This window comes from Cellulomonas sp. P24 (assembly GCF_024704385.1).
Taxonomy (GTDB): domain Bacteria; phylum Actinomycetota; class Actinomycetes; order Actinomycetales; family Cellulomonadaceae; genus JAJDFX01.
Genome location: NZ_JAJDFX010000002.1, coordinates 706,363 through 723,044 on the forward strand (window position 1 = coordinate 706,363; position 16,682 = coordinate 723,044).

At 72.2% G+C, this 16,682-nt stretch carries 17 protein-coding genes; 10 read left to right on the forward strand and 7 right to left on the reverse strand.

Annotated features, from left to right (window positions below):
* Nucleotides 1-57 precede the first annotated feature (57 nt).
* On the forward strand, nt 58-732 hold the full coding sequence (locus tag LJB74_RS03385; protein WP_259307197.1) for a histidine phosphatase family protein: 675 nt from the start codon (nt 58-60) through the stop codon (nt 730-732).
* A 194-nt stretch (nt 733-926) separates the two neighbouring features.
* On the opposite strand, the gene LJB74_RS03390 is transcribed toward LJB74_RS03385, so the two are convergent.
* Together LJB74_RS03390 and LJB74_RS03395 are read right to left on the reverse strand one after the other, a co-directional pair.
* Complete coding sequence (locus tag LJB74_RS03390) at nt 927-1,901, reverse strand: aldo/keto reductase (protein WP_259307198.1); 975 nt, start codon at nt 1,899-1,901, stop codon at nt 927-929.
* Between the two features lie 25 nt (nt 1,902-1,926).
* A complete protein-coding gene (locus LJB74_RS03395) occupies nt 1,927-2,796 on the reverse strand; it encodes an aldo/keto reductase (protein WP_259307199.1) in 870 nt (289 codons plus the stop codon).
* A 174-nt stretch (nt 2,797-2,970) separates the two neighbouring features.
* Between LJB74_RS03395 and LJB74_RS03400 the strand changes: the two genes are divergently transcribed.
* From LJB74_RS03400 to mtnN, 4 genes are all read left to right on the forward strand, one after another.
* Nucleotides 2,971-3,870 carry a LysR family transcriptional regulator gene (locus LJB74_RS03400; protein WP_259307200.1) on the forward strand — a complete coding sequence of 300 codons (900 nt, stop codon included), beginning with the start codon at nt 2,971-2,973 and terminating at the stop codon, nt 3,868-3,870.
* 82 nt (nt 3,871-3,952) lie between these two features.
* On the forward strand, nt 3,953-4,447 hold the full coding sequence (locus LJB74_RS03405; protein WP_259307201.1) for a DinB family protein: 495 nt from the start codon (nt 3,953-3,955) through the stop codon (nt 4,445-4,447).
* Between the two features lie 172 nt (nt 4,448-4,619).
* Nucleotides 4,620-5,072, forward strand: coding sequence for an S-ribosylhomocysteine lyase (locus LJB74_RS03410; RefSeq protein ID WP_259310272.1), 453 nt, complete (start codon nt 4,620-4,622; stop codon nt 5,070-5,072).
* Nucleotides 5,069-5,794 carry a 5'-methylthioadenosine/S-adenosylhomocysteine nucleosidase gene (gene mtnN / locus LJB74_RS03415; RefSeq protein ID WP_259307202.1) on the forward strand — a complete coding sequence of 242 codons (726 nt, stop codon included), beginning with the start codon at nt 5,069-5,071 and terminating at the stop codon, nt 5,792-5,794. The genes LJB74_RS03410 and mtnN overlap by 4 nt, the downstream gene beginning before the upstream one ends.
* Nucleotides 5,795-5,907: 113 nt before the next feature.
* Here mtnN and LJB74_RS03420 read toward each other — a convergent pair whose 3' ends face one another.
* Nucleotides 5,908-6,720 carry a TetR/AcrR family transcriptional regulator gene (locus tag LJB74_RS03420; protein ID WP_259307203.1) on the reverse strand — a complete coding sequence of 271 codons (813 nt, stop codon included), beginning with the start codon at nt 6,718-6,720 and terminating at the stop codon, nt 5,908-5,910.
* Between the two features lie 154 nt (nt 6,721-6,874).
* Between LJB74_RS03420 and LJB74_RS03425 the strand changes: the two genes are divergently transcribed.
* On the forward strand, nt 6,875-7,909 hold the full coding sequence (locus tag LJB74_RS03425) for an ABC transporter ATP-binding protein (RefSeq protein ID WP_259307204.1): 1,035 nt from the start codon (nt 6,875-6,877) through the stop codon (nt 7,907-7,909).
* Nucleotides 7,906-8,640 (forward strand): ABC transporter permease, encoded by a 735-nt coding sequence (locus LJB74_RS03430; RefSeq protein WP_259307205.1) that lies wholly within the window; start codon nt 7,906-7,908, stop codon nt 8,638-8,640. Before LJB74_RS03425 ends, LJB74_RS03430 begins: the two co-directional genes overlap by 4 nt.
* On the opposite strand, the gene LJB74_RS03435 is transcribed toward LJB74_RS03430, so the two are convergent.
* The gene (locus LJB74_RS03435; protein WP_259307206.1) at nt 8,624-10,303 is read right to left on the reverse strand and encodes an MFS transporter; all 1,680 of its coding nucleotides are present in this window, start codon (nt 10,301-10,303) and stop codon (nt 8,624-8,626) included. The genes LJB74_RS03430 and LJB74_RS03435 overlap by 17 nt on opposite strands.
* A gap of 102 nt (nt 10,304-10,405) precedes the next feature.
* On the opposite strand from LJB74_RS03435, the gene LJB74_RS03440 reads away from it, so the two are divergent.
* Nucleotides 10,406-11,008 (forward strand): TetR family transcriptional regulator, encoded by a 603-nt coding sequence (locus LJB74_RS03440; RefSeq protein ID WP_259307207.1) that lies wholly within the window; start codon nt 10,406-10,408, stop codon nt 11,006-11,008.
* 56 nt (nt 11,009-11,064) lie between these two features.
* Here the strand turns inward: LJB74_RS03440 and LJB74_RS03445 are convergent, their stop codons facing one another.
* Nucleotides 11,065-12,051 (reverse strand): nitrilase-related carbon-nitrogen hydrolase, encoded by a 987-nt coding sequence (locus LJB74_RS03445; protein ID WP_396125113.1) that lies wholly within the window; start codon nt 12,049-12,051, stop codon nt 11,065-11,067.
* A gap of 235 nt (nt 12,052-12,286) precedes the next feature.
* Between LJB74_RS03445 and LJB74_RS03450 the strand changes: the two genes are divergently transcribed.
* Together LJB74_RS03450 and LJB74_RS03455 are read left to right on the forward strand one after the other, a co-directional pair.
* Complete coding sequence (locus LJB74_RS03450) at nt 12,287-13,075, forward strand: SDR family NAD(P)-dependent oxidoreductase (RefSeq protein ID WP_259307208.1); 789 nt, start codon at nt 12,287-12,289, stop codon at nt 13,073-13,075.
* Nucleotides 13,076-13,440: 365 nt separating this feature from the next.
* Nucleotides 13,441-14,712 carry a DUF4921 family protein gene (locus LJB74_RS03455; RefSeq protein WP_259307209.1) on the forward strand — a complete coding sequence of 424 codons (1,272 nt, stop codon included), beginning with the start codon at nt 13,441-13,443 and terminating at the stop codon, nt 14,710-14,712.
* Between the two features lie 21 nt (nt 14,713-14,733).
* Here LJB74_RS03455 and LJB74_RS03460 read toward each other — a convergent pair whose 3' ends face one another.
* Both LJB74_RS03460 and LJB74_RS03465 read right to left on the reverse strand, forming a co-directional pair.
* On the reverse strand, nt 14,734-15,594 hold the full coding sequence (locus LJB74_RS03460; protein ID WP_310650799.1) for an LLM class F420-dependent oxidoreductase: 861 nt from the start codon (nt 15,592-15,594) through the stop codon (nt 14,734-14,736).
* Between the two features lie 145 nt (nt 15,595-15,739).
* Complete coding sequence (locus tag LJB74_RS03465; protein ID WP_259307211.1) at nt 15,740-16,612, reverse strand: LLM class flavin-dependent oxidoreductase; 873 nt, start codon at nt 16,610-16,612, stop codon at nt 15,740-15,742.
* Nucleotides 16,613-16,682 lie beyond the last annotated feature (70 nt).

The window sequence follows — 16,682 nt, forward strand, 5'->3', positions numbered from 1 at the left end:
CCGGGGGTCATCCCGTCGTCACGCGGGGTTCATCGACGGTCGGTAGCATCGCCGCTCGTGGCACTCACCCTGTACCTGGTCCGGCACGGTCGCACGGTCTACAACGTCGAGCACCGGCTGCAGGGGTGGTGCGACTCACCCCTCACCGACGACGGCGCGGCCGGGGTCGACGTGACCGCGCACCACCTGCGTACCCGGTCGTTCGCCGCCGCATACGCGAGCCCATCCGGTCGGACGGTCGCGACCGCCGACGCGATCCTGAGCCATCATCCGGACACGGCGCTGACCACGGATGACGACCTCCGGGAGTTCAGCTTCGGCGACTTCGAGGCCGCGCCGGAGCAGGATCTTCACGCGTACGTCGACCCCTGGGAGATGTTCGCCCACGTGTTCGACGGGACCTACCCCGGCCTCCCCGGCGGCGAGTCCGCGCAGACGTACCTGGGTCGGGTCCGCGCCGGCTTCGCACGGATCGAGGAGGCCCATCGCGGCGACTCCGAGGTCCTGGTCGTCAGCCACGGGGTGACCCTTGCGGCGTACCTCACGCTGATCGGCTGCGCGCCGACGCATCCGCTCCCCAACGCGAGCGTCTCCACCGTCGAGATCGACGCGGACGGCGGGCACCACGTCACGTCGTTCGCGGTCGACCCGTCCGGTCAGGGCGTGCCGCAGCTCGGCACGATCCCGACGCAGGCCACCGAGCGGTCCGACCAGGCCCGCGCGTCGGCCTGACCCGCGCACCGGCTCACCTGTTCGTCGACCTGATCCGCGCGCCGGCTCACCTGGATGTCGGCCTGACCCGCACGTCGGTGTGACTCGCCCGTCGACCGACCGACGTTGCACGGACGCCGGGCCCCGGTCACCACGAGGGTGCCGAGACCCGGCGTCAGCGTGCCGTTCTGCCTGTTCGGCGCCGTCCTGCCGCCTCAGCCGCGCGCGGCCTCGACCTCGGCGTAGTCCTCCGCCGTGAGCGTCAACGACGCGGCGGGCAACCAGCCGTCGATCTGCGCCGGCGTGCGCGCGCCGACGATCGCACCGGTGACGCCCGGGAACCCCAGGGTCCAGGCTGCTGCTGCGGCCGCCGTCGGGACGTCGTGCCGTTCGGCGACCCGGGCGAGCGCTGCGGCGACCCGCAGGTTCGCGTCGAGCTCGGTGGTGAACGCCGGGGCCGACCTCCGCCAGTCGTCCGCGGGGAGGCCGGCCACCCGCTCGGCGGTGAACGCGCCGGTGAGCAGACCGGATCCCATCGGGCTGTACACGATCACGGCGGTGCCGTGCGCGTCGCACCACGGGAGCAGCTCGTCACGGGCCTCCTGGCGGATCGCCGAGAACGGCGGCTGCAGCGAGTCGACGTGGCCGAGGGACTCGGCGACCTCGAGCTGCGCGACGTCGTGGTTCGACAACCCGACGGCCCGCACCTTGCCCTCGGCCTTGAGGTCGAGGAAGGTCTGCCAGTAGACCTCCACCGGCGTCCCGTCGGCCGACGGCCAGTGCAGCTGGTACAGGTCGATGCGGTCGACGCCGAGCCGACGCAAGGACGCCTCGACCTCTGTCCGCAGCGACTCCGGGGTGCAGACGCTCCGCGGTGCGAGGCGGCGGTCGTCGTCGGACCACACGCGGCCGCCCTTGGTGAAGACGTACGGCCGCTCACCCTCCGGCAGGTCGCGCAGGGCGCGCCCGACGACCTCCTCGGAGTGGCCGAGCCCGTACACCGCCGCGGTGTCGATCCAGTTGACGCCGGACTCGACCGCGTGATGTATCGCCGCGATCGAGTCCTGGTCGTCCTGCGGTCCCCAGGCGAACGCCCAGTCCCCGCCGCCGATCGCCCATGCGCCGAAGCCGACGCGGGTGATCTGCATGTCGGTGCGCCCGAAGGTCACCGTGGGCAGCTCGGTCCTCATCGCTCTCCTCCGACTCGCGACGGGATCAGCGGGTCGGGTCGGCGGAGAGCGTGGCGATCTCCTCCGGGGTGAGCACGAGGTCGGCGGCCTGCGCCGAGTCCTGGATGCTCGCCGCACGCGACGCACCGGGGATCGGGATGACCACCGGGGCGAGCGCGAGCTCCCAGGCGAGGCAGACGCGCTGCGGGCTCACCCCGTGGGCGTCGGCGACGGTCTGGAAGGCGCCGTGCTGACCGCCGAGCTCACCGGCGCGGGCGATCCCACCGAGGGGGCTCCACGGAAGGAAGGCGATGCCGAGCTCGGCGCACAGCTCGAGCTCGCCGAGGCTGCTCCGGAACGCAGGCGAGAACTGGTTCTGCACCGACACCAGGCGCCCCCCGAGGATCTCCTGGGCCTGACGGATCTGGTCGACGTTCGCGTTCGAGATCCCGGCCATCGCGATCACGCCGTCGTCGAGCAGGTCGCGGATCGCGCCGACCGAGTCCGCGTACGGCACGCGGGGGTCCGGGCGGTGGAACTGGTAGAGGTCGATCACGTCGACGCCGAGGCGCTTGGCCGAGGCCTTGACGGCCTCCTTGAGGTACTCGGGCCGACCGTCCTGGGTCCACGAGCCGTCGCCGGGACGCAGGTGCCCGCCCTTGGTGGCGACGAGGACGTTGCTGGTGTCGCCGCCGTAGCTGCTCAGCGCGCGCGCGATCAGGCTCTCGTTGTGCCCGACGTCGGTCGCGGTGAGGTGGTAGGCGTCCGCGGTGTCGATGAGGGTGACACCGGCGTCGAGCGCGGCGTGGATCGTGCTGATCGACTGGCTCTCGTCGGGACGGCCCTCGATCGACATCGGCATCCCGCCGAGTCCGATCGCGCTGACGGACCGGTTGCCGATGGTGCGCTGCTGCATGCTGCCCTCTTCCTGTCCTGGTACTTGCTGGTGCCGCACGTGCACGGGGCACGGTGACGTGTGAGGACGCGCAGGAACGCGCGTCGTCGATCGTCCGGCACCGACGATGCTATGAAGCCGTAGACTTCGCGTCCAACAACTAGACCTCGTGAGATTGAGAACGGTGGGTCATCAATGGAGCTTCGGCAGATGGAGTACTTCGTCGCCCTCGCCGAGGAGCAGCAGTTCACCCGGGCGGCCGAGCTGACGACCGTGTCCCAGTCCGGGCTCTCGGCGGCGATCCGGAGCCTCGAGGAGGACCTCCAGACCCCGCTCTTCCTGCGGACGACCCGGCGGGTCGAGCTCACCGAGGCCGGCCACGCGCTGCTCCCGTTCGCCCGGACCCTCCTGGCCCAGGCCGCCGCCGGACGCGACGCCGTGATCGCGACCAAGAGCGAGCTGTCCGGACGTCTCCGCGTCGGCAGCGAGCAGTGCCTCGGCGTCGTCGACGTCCCCGAGCTCCTCGAGCGGTTCCACCGGCGCTACCCGCAGGTCGAGATCGAGTTCGAGCAGGCGGGGTCGCAGACGCTCCTCGGGCAGATCCGCACCGGCGAGCTCGACGTCGCGTTCATCGCCGGACCGGACAGCCGCACGCACATGCGTCTCGGGACGGTCGAGCACGTCGAGCTGAGCTCGGAGCCCCTCGTCCTGCTGGCGCCGCCGGACAGTCACCTCGCGACCAAGTCCCGCATCGAGTGGTCGTGCCTCGACGGTCTGGACTTCATCGACTTCCACCCGAGCTGGGCCGTCCGGCTCCTCAACGACGAGGCGTTCGAGGCCCGAGGGATCCACCGGCGGGTCCGGTTCACGGTCAACGACGTCCACACGCTGCTCGACATGGTCCAGCGCGGTCTCGGTGTCGCGATCGTCCCCCGACCGATCGCGTCGAAGCCCCAGGCCGCGTCGCTCGCCACGCTCCGTCTCACCGATCTCTCCGCACCGAGGTGGGTGGTGACCGCGGTCGCCGGCGCGTACGACCGCTCCGCCGTCGCCGCGAGCAAGCTCATGGAGATGCTGCCCGCGCGCGAGGCATGACGGCCGCGAGCGCGCACGACGCCGTCCTCTCAGGACACCGGCATCCGTTCCGTGCGGCGGACCGGCCTGCTACGGTCCGCGCATGACGCGACGTGTGCCGTTCCTCGGCGAGGAGAAGGAGAGCCTGCGGACGAGCCTGGACCGGCACCGTGACGTCGTCCTGTGGAAGATCGAGGACCTCGACGACGAGGCGCTCCGCCGCCCCATGACGCCGTCGGGCACGAGCCTGCTCGGGCTCGTCAAGCACCTGGCGGCCGTCGAGTACGGCTGGTTCTGCGAGACCTTCGACCGCCCGACCGAGCCGCTGCCGTTCGATCCCGACGACCCGGAGGCGGACCTGCGGGTCCGGCCCGACGAGACCACGGCGGACGTCGTCGCGTTCTACCAGCGGGCTCGCGCCGCCGCCGACGCCGCGATCGACGAGCTGGAGATCGACGACCTCGGCACCGCGTGGTTCGGGGAGACGGTGTCGCTGCGCTGGGTGCTCATCCACATGATCGAGGAGGTCGCCCGGCACGCAGGGCACCTGGACATCCTCCGCGAGCTGATCGACGGCAGCACGGGCGACCACCGGTAGCCGCCCGACGGGCACGACCCCACTCGACCCGCCCGGACCCCGGTTCCGGGTGATCTGCCCAGGCCACGGCGGTGCGGGCCGGCCCCCACCGGTGGAGCAGAATGGACCCGAGCACGCGCTCCGCCGCCGAGCGCCCCGTCGATCCCAGGAAGTCCTCGTGAACCAGCCCCGCATGAACGTCGAGTCGTTCAACCTCGACCACCGGACCGTCGTGGCCCCCTACGTGCGGCTCGCCGACACCAAGGTGCTCCCGGCCGGCGACGTGATCAGCAAGTTCGACGTGCGGTTCACGCAGCCCAACCGCGCCCACCTCGAGATGCCGGTGGTGCACTCTCTCGAGCACCTGTTCGCCGAGCACTCGCGCAACCACTCGACGCAGGTCATCGACTTCTCCCCGATGGGCTGCCAGACCGGCTTCTACCTGATCCTGCAGGGCGCCTGGGAGCTCGATGCGGTCCTCGACCTCGTCCAGGCGACCCTCGAGGACATCCTCGTGGCCACCGAGGTGCCGGCCGCGAACGAGATCCAGTGCGGGTGGGGTGCGAACCACACGCTCGAGGGTGCTCAGGACGCGGCCCGCACCTTCCTCGGTGCGCGCTCCGAGTGGAGCACGGTGACCGCGTGATCGCTGTCGACGCGATCGTCGTCACCGCCATGGCCGAGGAGTCGGCCCCGTTCCAGGACCGGGCCGAGGTGGTCGGGCGCGCGGTGAAGGTCGGCCATGCGGTCCATCAGCTCCTGGTGCTCCGCGGGCGGAGCGTGCTGCTCGTCCAGTGCGGGATCGGCCTGGTGAACGCCGCCACGGCTGCCGCCGTCGCCCTCACGAGCACGACCCCGCGTGCCGTCTTCAGCGCGGGCAGCGCTGGTGGGCTCGGGGCGGACGTCCGGGTGGGCGATGTCGTCGTCGGGTCCGCGTACGTCTACTCGGGTGCGGACGCCCGGGCCTTCGGGTACGCCCTGGGACAGGTGCCCGGCATGCCGGCGCTCTACCACGGGGACCAGGCGCTGCTCGACGCCGCGATCGAGGCGAACGCCTCGCAGGCCGAGGGCGAGCCGACGTTGCGCGTGCGGACCGGGACGATGCTCGCCGGTGACGCGTTCGTCGACGCGGGGATGGTCGAGGGGCTCCGGGCGTCGTTCCCCGCGGCGCTCTCGACCGACATGGAGTCCACGGCACTGGCGCAGACGTGCCACCTGTACTCCGTGCCGTTCCTGTCCGTCCGCGGGATCTCGGACCTGTGCGGGCCGGCCGCCGATGCCGACTTCCAGCAGCACGTGGACGACGCCGCGGAGCGCTCGGCCTCGGTCGTGATCGGCGCGCTGCACCGGCTGGTCGACCTCGCCTGAGTCGGCTCGGCCCGATCCGGATCGGCCTGATCCAGATCGGCCTCCTGCGATCGCCTCGCGCACCGGCAGGCATGGCCGGTGCGGGCACCCGGTCTCGTCGGTCGCGCGGTGGCTCAGTCGCCGAGAAGCCGCTCGACGAGCCTCGCGCCCACCCCGGACGCGTCGACCGCGTCACCGGTGATGGCGGCAAGCATCGTCGAGAACGTGCACACGGCAACGAGGCCGAGGGCCGTGTCCCGGTCCGCCGTCGTCGGTGGTGCGTCGGGCTCCCCGCCGGAGCGCGCGACCCTGTCGTCGCGGACCTGTGACGCGAGGTCCGCGAGGCTCGCCTCGACGACCGGTCCGAGCGCCGCCCGAGACTCGGGGTGTCGCACCGCATAGGCGAGCACCTCGAGGGTGAGGAGCATCTCCGGACCGTCCGGGACGGCCGCCATGCCCGCGACGAGCCGGTCGGCCAGCGAACCGGCGCCCGCGTCGACAACCGGCGCGGTGCACAGCACCTGCTCGCGTGCGAGCGCGAGGAAGAGGTCGGCCTTCGACCCGAAGTTCGCGTACACCGCGCCCTTCGTGTAGCCGGCCGCGGAGGCGATGTCTCCGACGGCGGCCCCCTCGTACCCCTGGGCGGCGAAGACGCGCGCCGCCGCGGCGAGCAGGTCCGCGCGCGTCCGGTCGACGCGCGCCTGCCGACGGAGGTCCGCCCGGCTCGCACCGGTGCGCTTCTCGACCGTCTCGGAGGCGTCGGACAGCCCCCGCGCCGCCTCACGCAGGCTCGCGGCGACAGCCTCGGAGACCTCTGCGCCGACGGCCGAGACCTGGTGGCTGAGGAGCCGGGTGAGGGTCGCGGTCGCGTCGGCGAGGGCGCGCGTCGCGGCGCCGACGCTGTCGTCGTCGGGATCGGGTGCATGGGTGTCGCGCAGTCGTGCCATGAACCGACTATACACACGACATACCGATCGGTATGTCGTACGTCAGTCCACATGCCGCTCGTGGAGCCGATGTCCCGCGCTGTCCCTCTTCACATACCGTGTGGTATCTGTTACGGTCCGTCACGTACTCATCGGTATATCCCTGGAGGACCTCATGGAATCCCGTGCCGTGCTCACGGTCCGCGGACTCAGCAAGCGCTACCCCGGGCGCCGCGGCGTGCAGGCGAACGACGGCATCGACCTCGACGTGACACCCGGCCAGGTGGTCGGCCTCCTCGGGCACAACGGTGCCGGGAAGACGACCCTCGTCAACCAGGTCGTCGGGCTCGTCCGTCCGGACGCCGGCTCGATCACCCTCGACGGCGTCGACGCGATCGCCCGGCCCGACCTCGCTCGGCAGCGCACCTCGATCCAGGCGCAGGCCAACGTCCCGATCACGGGCCTGACGCCACGTGCCGCGATCCAGCTCGTCGGCCGGATCCGCGGCGGGCGGCGGGCTGACGTCGCCGCACGCACCCAGGACCTCATCGACACCCTCGACATCGGGGCCTGGGCCGACACCCCGTCGCAGAAGATCTCCGGCGGTGTCGCACGGCTCACGGCGTTCTGCATGACGGCTGTCGTCCCCGGCCGCCTGGTCGTGCTCGACGAACCCACCAACGACGTCGACCCCGTCCGCCGCCGCCTGCTCTGGGACGAGATCCGCGTGCTCGCCGACGCCGGCGCCGGCGTCCTGCTCGTCACCCACAACGTCCGCGAGGCCGAGCGCGTCGTCGACCGGCTGGCCGTCCTCGACCGCGGGCGCGTGATCGCGACCGGCACCCCGTCGAGCCTCTCGGCGTCGGCGCACGGCCACCTCACGGTCGAGCTCGATCTCCCGCCGGGAGTCGAGCCCGACTGGCCCGCGGAGGTCGGCGCGACGTCACGCAGCCGGCTCCGCGCGACCGGCACCGTCCGGGCGGAGGACGCCGCCGACGTCGTTCGCTGGGCCCAGGCTGCCGTCGACTCGGGCGTCGTCGAGCGCTACTCGCTCACGGCTGCCTCCCTCGAGGACGTGTACGTCCGGCTCGTCGGTCCCGATCGCGTCGACCCCGCGGAGCCCGGCGGCACCGCGCAGCCCACCGACCCCACCGACCCAGACCCCACCGACCCGGACCCCACCGACACCGAGCTGGAGGTCGTGGCATGACCGCCGTCCGCCAGACCCTTCTGCTCGCACAGTGGCAGTTCCGCCGCCACTCCGTGTTCATGCCGCTGCTGGTCGTCGTCCAGATCGCGATCGCGGTCGCGACGGTGGTCGGCTACGGGCTGCTCGTCGGCGACCCGTCCCCCGAGGTCGCACTGTTCCTCGCGACCGGCGCACCCACGATCACCCTCATCACGGTCGGCCTCGTCATGGCACCGCAGCTGCTCGCCCAGGCGAAGACCGAGGGCAGTCTCGACTGGATGCGCACCCTTCCGGTGGCCCGGGCGTCGTTCCTGGTCAGCGACCTGCTGGTATGGACGGTCGTCGCCCTCCCGGGCATGGTGCTCGGCATCGTGGCGGGTGTGCTGCGGTTCGGCGTCGACCTCTCGGTGCGCCCGTGGATCGTCGGGGCCGCCGTGCTCATCTCGCTCACGTCGGCCGCGGTCGGCTACGCCATGGCGTCGCTCCTGCCGCCGGTCGTCGCCCAGCTGATGACGCAGATGATCATCTTCCTGGTGCTGTTGTTCTCCCCCGTCAGCTACCCCGCGAGCCGGCTGCCGGAGTGGCTCCAGACCGCCCACCAGTACCTGCCGATCGAGCCGATGGCCCAGATCATGCGGGCGGGCCTGGCCGGTGCCGCGTTCACGGTCCCCGGCCGCTCGCTCGTCGTGCTCGGGCTCTGGTGCGCGGCGGCCGTGGCCGGAGCGCTCGCCGCCCTCAGGCGACGGGCCTGACCGTCGCCCCCGTCCCGGCATCCCGCAGGCTGGGGGCCGGGACGGGGGTGGCCACGCCCGCGGCACCTTCGTCGGCTCCGGCCGCGGCGTCGACGCCGATCACGCTCTCGCTATCGCTCTCGCTCTCGCCCTCGCCCTCGCCCGCACGATCCCCGCGGCGTGGGGCGCGGAGCGCGACGGCGACCGCGCCGACGAGGAGCACGGCGGCCGCGACGAGGAACGCCGCCCCGGTCGCGTCCACGAACGAGCTCTCCGCCGCCGCGACGAGGCGGGTCCCGACCGCACCGAGCTGGTGGAGCTGCTCGGCGCCGAACCGGATGAACGCGATCGAGGACTGCGCGTGGTCGGCGACCGCCGTGGGCAGCCCCGCGACCGCGTCGTGCAGACCGTTGCGGTAGGTCTCGTTCAGGACGGTGCCGAGCACCGCGATCCCGAGCGCGCTGCCAAGCTCCCGAGACGTGTCGTTGACCGCAGAACCGACGCCCTGCTTCGACGCGGGCAGCGAGGACACGATCGCGGTGGTCGACGGCGTCCCGGCGAGCGCCATCCCTGCGGCGAAGACCACGAGCGACGTCGCGAAGCGCCAGTACTCGAACGTGACACCGAGCGTGGACATCCCGAGCATGCCGAGGGCGCTGAGCGTGAGGCCGAGGGGGACGATGCGGTTGGTGCCGAACCTGTCGGCGATCCGCGGGGCGTTGCGGGCCAGCGGGACCATGACGATCGGCAGCGGGAACAGGGCGACCGCGGCCCGCAGCGGCGAGAGGCCCGCGATGTACTGCAGGTACTGCAGAGAGATGTAGAAGAAGCCGAAGCTCGCGAAGAACTGCAGGGTCAGGGCGAGCGTCCCCATGCCGAAGCCGCGCAGCCGGAAGAGCCGGACGTCGAGCATCGGGTCGCGGCGGTGCAGCTCCCAGCGCACGAACGCCGTCAGCGCGATCGCCCCGAGAGCGAAGCCGCCGATCGTCAGCGGGTCGGACCAGCCGCGGTCGGGTCCCTCGATGATCGCGTACACCAGCGAGACGAGCCCGACGAGCGACGCGAGCGCACCCACCGGGTCGAGCCGAGGGGCGTGCGGGTCGCGCGAGGACGGGACGATCGTCAACGTGCCGAGAACGGCGAGCGCCGCGAGCGTGACGTTGAGCGCGAAGAACGAGTTCCACGCGAAGTACTCGAGCAGCAGGCCGGAGCCGAACAGGCCGATCACCGCTCCCCCGCCGGCGACGCCGACCCAGACGCCGACGGCCTTGCCGCGCTCCTCGGGCGGGAACGACGTCGTGATGATCGACAGCGTCACGGGCATGACCGCAGCGGCACCGACGCCCATCATGGCCCGCAGCAGGATGAGGGTCTGGGGCGAGGTGACGACCATGGCCGCGGCGGCCGCCGTGCCGAAGACCAGCAGCCCTGCGAGCAGCACACCCTTGCGGCCGTAGCGGTCGCCGAGGGCGCCGGCCGGCAGGAGCAGCCCGACGAACGCGAGGGTGTAGGCGTCGACGATCCAGGTGATCTCGGTCTGGCTGGCACTGAGGCTGGTCGCGAGGTCCGGGAGGGCCACGTTCAGGCCGCTGACGGCGGACACGACCATCATGAGCGCGAGGGCGACGACGCCGAGCAGGGCGGAGCGTCGGCGAGGCGAGAGCGGGGGCACGGACTCGGACATGCGATATCCTCCGACTAGTAATTCCCAACGCGCTGAATTCTTCACATGTGGAATAACTCCTGTCAAGGCCCGGCAGAACCGACCGAGAGGCGAAGCGACACCATGACCCGCGCCCACTCCGGACGACGCCCCGGCGACAGCGGCACCCGCGAGGCGATCGAGGGCGCCGCACGCCGACAGTTCGCCGAGCTCGGCTACGACCGCACGTCGCTGCGGCAGGTCGCCCGCGAGGCCGGCGTCGACCCGACCCTGGTCAGCCACTTCTACGGGTCCAAGCAGCAGCTCTTCGTGACCGTGGTCGAGCTCCCGTTCCGACCCGCGGAGGTCCTCCCACAGCTCCTCGAGGGCGACCCCGGCGAGCTCGGGCTTCGCCTCGCGCGGTTCATCCTCGGGGTCTTCGAGTCAGCGCAGAGCCGCGGTCAGGTCATCGGGATCGTCAGGTCGGCGACCTCCGAGCCCGAGGCCGCACGCCTGGTCCGCGACATGCTGACCCGCGAGGTCCTCACCCCGCTCGCCGAGGGCCTGGGCGTCGCCGACGCCGAGTTCCGCGCAGGGCTCCTCGGCTCGCAGGTCGTCGGCATGATCATGGCGCGCTACATCGTCGCGATCGAGCCGCTCGCGTCACGCGACGCCGCGGAGGTGGCCCTCGCGATCGCCCCGAACCTCCAGCACTACCTGACGGGTGACCTCAGCTCGTCACGCTGAACGGCCCTCGGGCGGGCTGCTGCTGAGTGAGGCAATGGGTCCAGGCGCCGTCCAGGTCACGCCGGCACGCCCGGATCGACGGGCGCCACGAGTGCGCCGTACGTGTCGGGTCTCCGCGTACGCAGGAATGGGAACAGGTCGAGCCAGTCCGTGCGCTGACGCAGGTCGAGGTCGACCACGAGCACCGCCTGCTCGTCCCGCGGTGCCTGCACGAGGACCCGTCCGTAGGGGTCGCTGACGAACGACGACCCGTAGAACGTGTGGCCGGGGGTGCCGTCCGGCCGTGGCTCCTGGCCGGTCCGGTTGGCGACCACCATGAACAGACCGTTCGCGATCCCGTTGCCCACGATCACCTGACGCCACAACGGCTCGGTGTCGAAGTCCGGGTGGTCGGGCTCGGAGCCGATCGCGCTCGGGTAGACGACGACGTCCGCGCCACCCAACGCGTAGGCGCGCGCGACCTCCGGGAACCACTCGTCCCAGCAGGTCGGGAAGCCGAAGCAGGCCCCGGCGTCCTCGGCGCCCCCGGCATCCTCGGTTCCCCCGACGTCCTCCGATCCCCCGGCCGGCCCGGTCCGACGGGCAGCTCCGGCTGTCCCGCCGAGCCGGTGCACCGGGTACGGCCCGAGCGCCGGATCGGCCCCCTCCGCCGGACCCGGGCGGAAGTACAGGTCCTCGTGGTAGCCCGCCGTGACCGGGAGGTGCAGCTTGGGCGTCCGGACCAGGATCTCCCCGGCGGGTGACACGACGATCGCGACGTTGAGACCCCGGCCGTCGGCGTCGCCGGTGCGCTCGTACAGCGACCCGTGGACGAGCACCCCGTGCGTCGCAGCTGCGGCCGCGGCGAACCGGACGGTCGGGCCGTCGACGAGGCTCTCGGCCACGGCGTCCGCCCGCCCGGTGGGCACCGTGTCCGCGGGGTACCGGGACAGCGTGAGCTCGGGAAGGACGACGAGGCGCGCGCCCGCGTCGGCGGCCATGCCGATCGCGTCGGTCAGTGCGCCGGTCAGGACGGCGGCGTCGGGGTGCCAGGCATGCTGCACGAGCCCAATCCGCACGCGCGGACCCGCCCCGGCGCCGGGGACCCGGGCCGGGGACGGCGGCGGATCGAGGGCGAGGATGCGCCGGAACCCCGGGGTCACGGCCGGTCGGCGGTCACGACCGCGGACTTCGCGTGCACGCCACACCTCCTCTGCGATCGACGACTGCGACCGGACGCTACCGGACCGTTCGGCGCGGTGACGAGCACCGGGAGCGGCCTCGGGGCACGATCGCACCATGAACGTTCCGGAGGCCTGGAGCCTGCACGCACGCGTCGCCCTGGTGAGCGGGGCCGGGAGCCCGACGGGAATCGGTCTCGCCGCAGCGCGGGCACTGGGCGAGCTCGGGGCCACGGTCGTGCTGACCGCGACCACCGACCGGGTGCACGCACGCGCCGCCGAGCTGCGGGACCTGGGCATCGACGCCACCGGCGTGGTCGCGCGGCTCGAGACCGAGGCGGCGGTCGACGAGCTGTCGCGGACCCTGGCCGCCGCAGGGATCGCGCCGGACGTGCTCGTCAACAACGCCGGCATGGTGGCCACCGGTGACCCCGGGATGATCTCCGGCGAAGCGACGATGCCGGTCGCGGACTGGCACCGGAGCCTCGACCTCAACCTGACGACGGCGTTCCTGCTCACCCGGGCACTCTTGCCGCACATGCGCGACACCGGCTGGGGTCGGATCGTCACGGTGTCGAGCCTGACCGGTGCTGTGATGGCGGCGCGCGGCGACGTCGCGTACGCCGCGGCGAAGGCCGGGCTCGTCGGCCTCACCCGTGCCCTGGCTGTCGACGAGGCCCGGTCAGGCATCACGGCGAACGCGGTCGCCCCGGGCTGGATCGCTACCGGCTCCCAGCTCGAGAACGAGGCCCTCGAGGGTCGTCAGGTGCCGGCGCGGCGCAGCGGGACGGCGAGCGAGGTCGCGTCGGCGATCGCGTGGCTCGCGACACCGGGCGCGTCCTACGTCACCGGTCAGCTGATCGCCGTCGACGGCGGCAACAGCGTCGCCGAGGAACGACTCCTCTAGCCGTACCGACCGGCCACGGTGGTGGTCGAGTGGAGCGTTCTGCACGCGACACGCGGGCGTGTCGCGGCAGAACGCTCCACTCGACCGCGGGGGGCGGAGGCTCCACTCAAGCGGGGCGGGCGGCGGGTGGCCGGATCGACGTCGGCCGGGGCGAGGTGCGCAGCCGTCATCTCACCCGTGCACGTCCGTTCGATCTGCGCGCACGCACGTGTCGGCAGTTCTACTGTGACGGTGTGCCGGCAGACTGCCCGCACGAGGTGTTCAGTGAGGTGTCATGACGAACGAGAACATCCGTCCCGAAGAACCCAGCACCACGCAGCCACTGGTGCGGCTCCCCGACGGCACGATCAAGCAGGTCTCCCCCCATGACCGGGACGGTCGTCTGGACCATCCCCGGCCGAGCGCACCGCCCGCTCGCGGTGCAGTCGCACGACCGACGGCCGGCGGACCCCGCGGAGAAGGATCTCCTGTGCGGTTTCTGCGCAGGTCGCTACCTCGAGACCCCGCCGGAGAAGTCGCGACTCGTCGCGAACCCGGACGGCACGTGGTCCGTCCTGGACGACGTCCCCATCAGCGCGCTCACGGACACCGTCGCGCAGTTCCGCCGCATCCCCAACCTCTTCGAGATCCTCTCCGTCGACTACTGGCGCGCCAACCACGGCTACGTCGTCCCCGACGACGCCCTCGCCCGGGCCGAGGCCTACATGGCCGACCCGCGCGGGCGTGCCCACGTCCTCGAGATCCTGCGCCGTCGTGCGATCGCCTCCGGGACCACCGACGCCGAGTGGGCGCAGGTCCCCGAGCAGACCAAGCTGACCGACGGGATCGACCTGTTCGCCGGGTCGCACGACGTGATCGTCGCGCGCCGCCACCTGGTCGACGACGCCACGTACGACGACGAGCTCGCCGGCTCGGGCACGCTCACCCCGCAGGAGCACCACGAGTACCTCGCCTTCACGATCACCGCGATGCAGAACCTCTACGCGTCACGGGCCCACGCCCGGTACGTCGCGGTCTTCCAGAACTGGCTCGCACCGGCAGGCGCGACGTTCGACCACCTGCACAAGCAGCTCGTGGCGCTCGACGAGCACGGGCCCCAGACGGACCGCGAGCTCGCGCGCCTGCGCGTCGAGCCCGACATCTTCACGACCGCCGTCCTCGATCACGCCGTCGCCCACCGCCTCGTGGTCGCGGAGAACGACCACGCGATCGCGATCGCGGGGGTCGGCCACCGCTACCCGTCCCTCGAGGTGTACTCACGCAGCGAGCACCACCTGCCGTGGAACCACACCGAGGAGGAGGTCCGCGCGGTCTCCGACCTGCTTCACGCCGTCCACGCCGCGACAGGCGTCCACGTCCCGACCAACGAGGAGTGGCACCACCGGCCGCCGGACGCCCCCGAGCCGATGCCGTGGCACATCGTGCTCAAGTGGCGCACCTCGACCCTCGCCGGGTTCGAGGGCGGCACCAAGATCAACGTCAACACGGTGGACCCGGCGACGCTGCGCTACCGGGTGGTCAAGGAGCTGTACCGGCTGCGCGAGACCGGGTCGATCGCGGACATGCGGATCGGTGACGAGTGCTCGCACCTGACCGGGACGCTCCGGTACACCGAGGGCATCGACCGCTGGGGGTGACCGGGCCGCGGAGCGGGTGCGTCAGCCGAGCGCCGCGAGCGGGCCGACCGCGGGGGCGACCGCGTCGCGCACCCATGCGCTGAGCCGAGTCGCGGGCGGACGCAGGATCACCGTCTCGACCCCGAGCGCGGCGTAGTCCGCCATCGTTGCGACGAACCCGTCGACGTCGCCGCGCTCGAGCTGCTCGCCCATGTGCAGAAGGGTGACCCGGATCTCCTGCGGGTCGCGCCCGACCGTCTCGCAGTGCCCGCGCAGCACGTCGAGCTTGTGCGCGACCTCCACGGGTGAGGTCGCGAACAGGTTGCACGCGTCGCCGTACTGCGCCACGAGCCGGAGGGTCTTCCGCTCGCCCGACCCACCGATGAGGATCTCCGGCCGCGGCGCAGTCAGCGGCAGCGGCGAGCACAGCGTCTCGGCAAGGCGGTAGTGCACGCCCTCGTACGGACCGTTGTCCTCCGGGTCCCACATCTGCAGGCAGATCTGCAGGGTCTCCTCGAGGCGTTCGAACCGCTCACCGAGCGGCGGGTACGGCACACCCATCGCGAGGTGCTCCCGCTCGTACCACGCCGCACCGATCCCGAACGTCGCACGCCCGCCGGACAGGACGTCGAGGGTGGCGACGATCTTCGCCAGCAGACCCGGGTGGCGGTAGGTCACACCGGTGACGAGGACACCGAGCTGCGCAGTCGACGTCACGCCCGCGAGGTACCCGAGCGTCGTGTACGCCTCGAGCATCGGGTCGGCGGCCGGGAATCCGGCACGCTCCATCTGGAAGTAGTGGTCCATGACGGAGATCCACGACACCCCGGCGTCCTCGGCGGCCGCGCAGGTGTCGGCCAGCTCGCGCCGGAGCTCGCTCGGCTCCTGACCGTCGAACCTCATGAGATGAATCCCGACGCGCATCGCCAACCCCTTCTCCCGCGTCGCGGGGACCGGTCGGCGCCCGCCGGGACACTCTGCCCATCAAGGAGGGTTCCCGGTCAAGACCCGCCCGAAGGTTCGCGCCTGATGCACGAGCGGCTGCGCCTCAGGCGACGAGCGGCTGCACCTCGGTCGCGACGAACCGCACGAACCCCTCGTGGTCGGGCTCGTCGGAGGTCGGCTGCAGCACCACGGTGTCCGCGCCGGCGTCTGCCCACCGCCGGACCGCTGCGGCGACGGTGCCGGCGTCACCGGCGACCCCGACCTCGTCGGTGAGGTCGAAGCCCCAGGCTCGTTGCTCGGCCTCGAGGCGCTCGGCGGCACCGGGGCCTGTCGCGGCCATGACGTTGACGACGATCCGGTGCGGGTCCGTCCGTCCGACGGCGCGCCGTCCCTCGTCGATGAGTGCGCGCGCCCGGCGCACCCCGGTCGGGCTGGTCCCGCCGGTGAGGAGGGTGCCGTCGGCCAGTCGACCGGACAATCTCAGGGTCCGTGGCTTGCCCGCACCGAGCAGGATCGGCGGTGTCGTGAGCGGTGGCCAGTCGAGGCGCACGGCGTCGAGGTTCACGTAGCGTCCGGCCGTCGTCACCGTCTCCCCGCGGAACAGTCCCGTCAGTGCGGTCACGTACTCGCCGAGCAGGGTGATCGGCGACTCGGGACGCGCGCCCACCTGGCCCATCCAGTCCTGGACGCCGTGGCCGAACCCGACGCTGACGCGCCCAGGGAACAGCCGGAGCAGGGTCGCGGTCTCCATCGCGGTGAGGGCGACGTTGCGCAGCGGCACCGGGAGGAGGCCGATCCCGACGGTCACGCGCTCCGTCCAGGCGAGGGCCGCGGCCGCGCTGGCGATCCCGCTCTCCTTGAAGCAGTCCTCCCAGAACCAGAGCTCGGCCAGGCCGGTCTCATCGGCGACGCGCGCGATCGAGCGCAGGCGCTCCGGAGGGAGCTGGGGCAAGAACACCGCACCGAGAACGGTCATGCAGCGATTCTCGCTCAGTCACCTCCCCGGGGCGCGGGCAGAGTCGGTCGCCACGCCGGGTGTCGTCGTC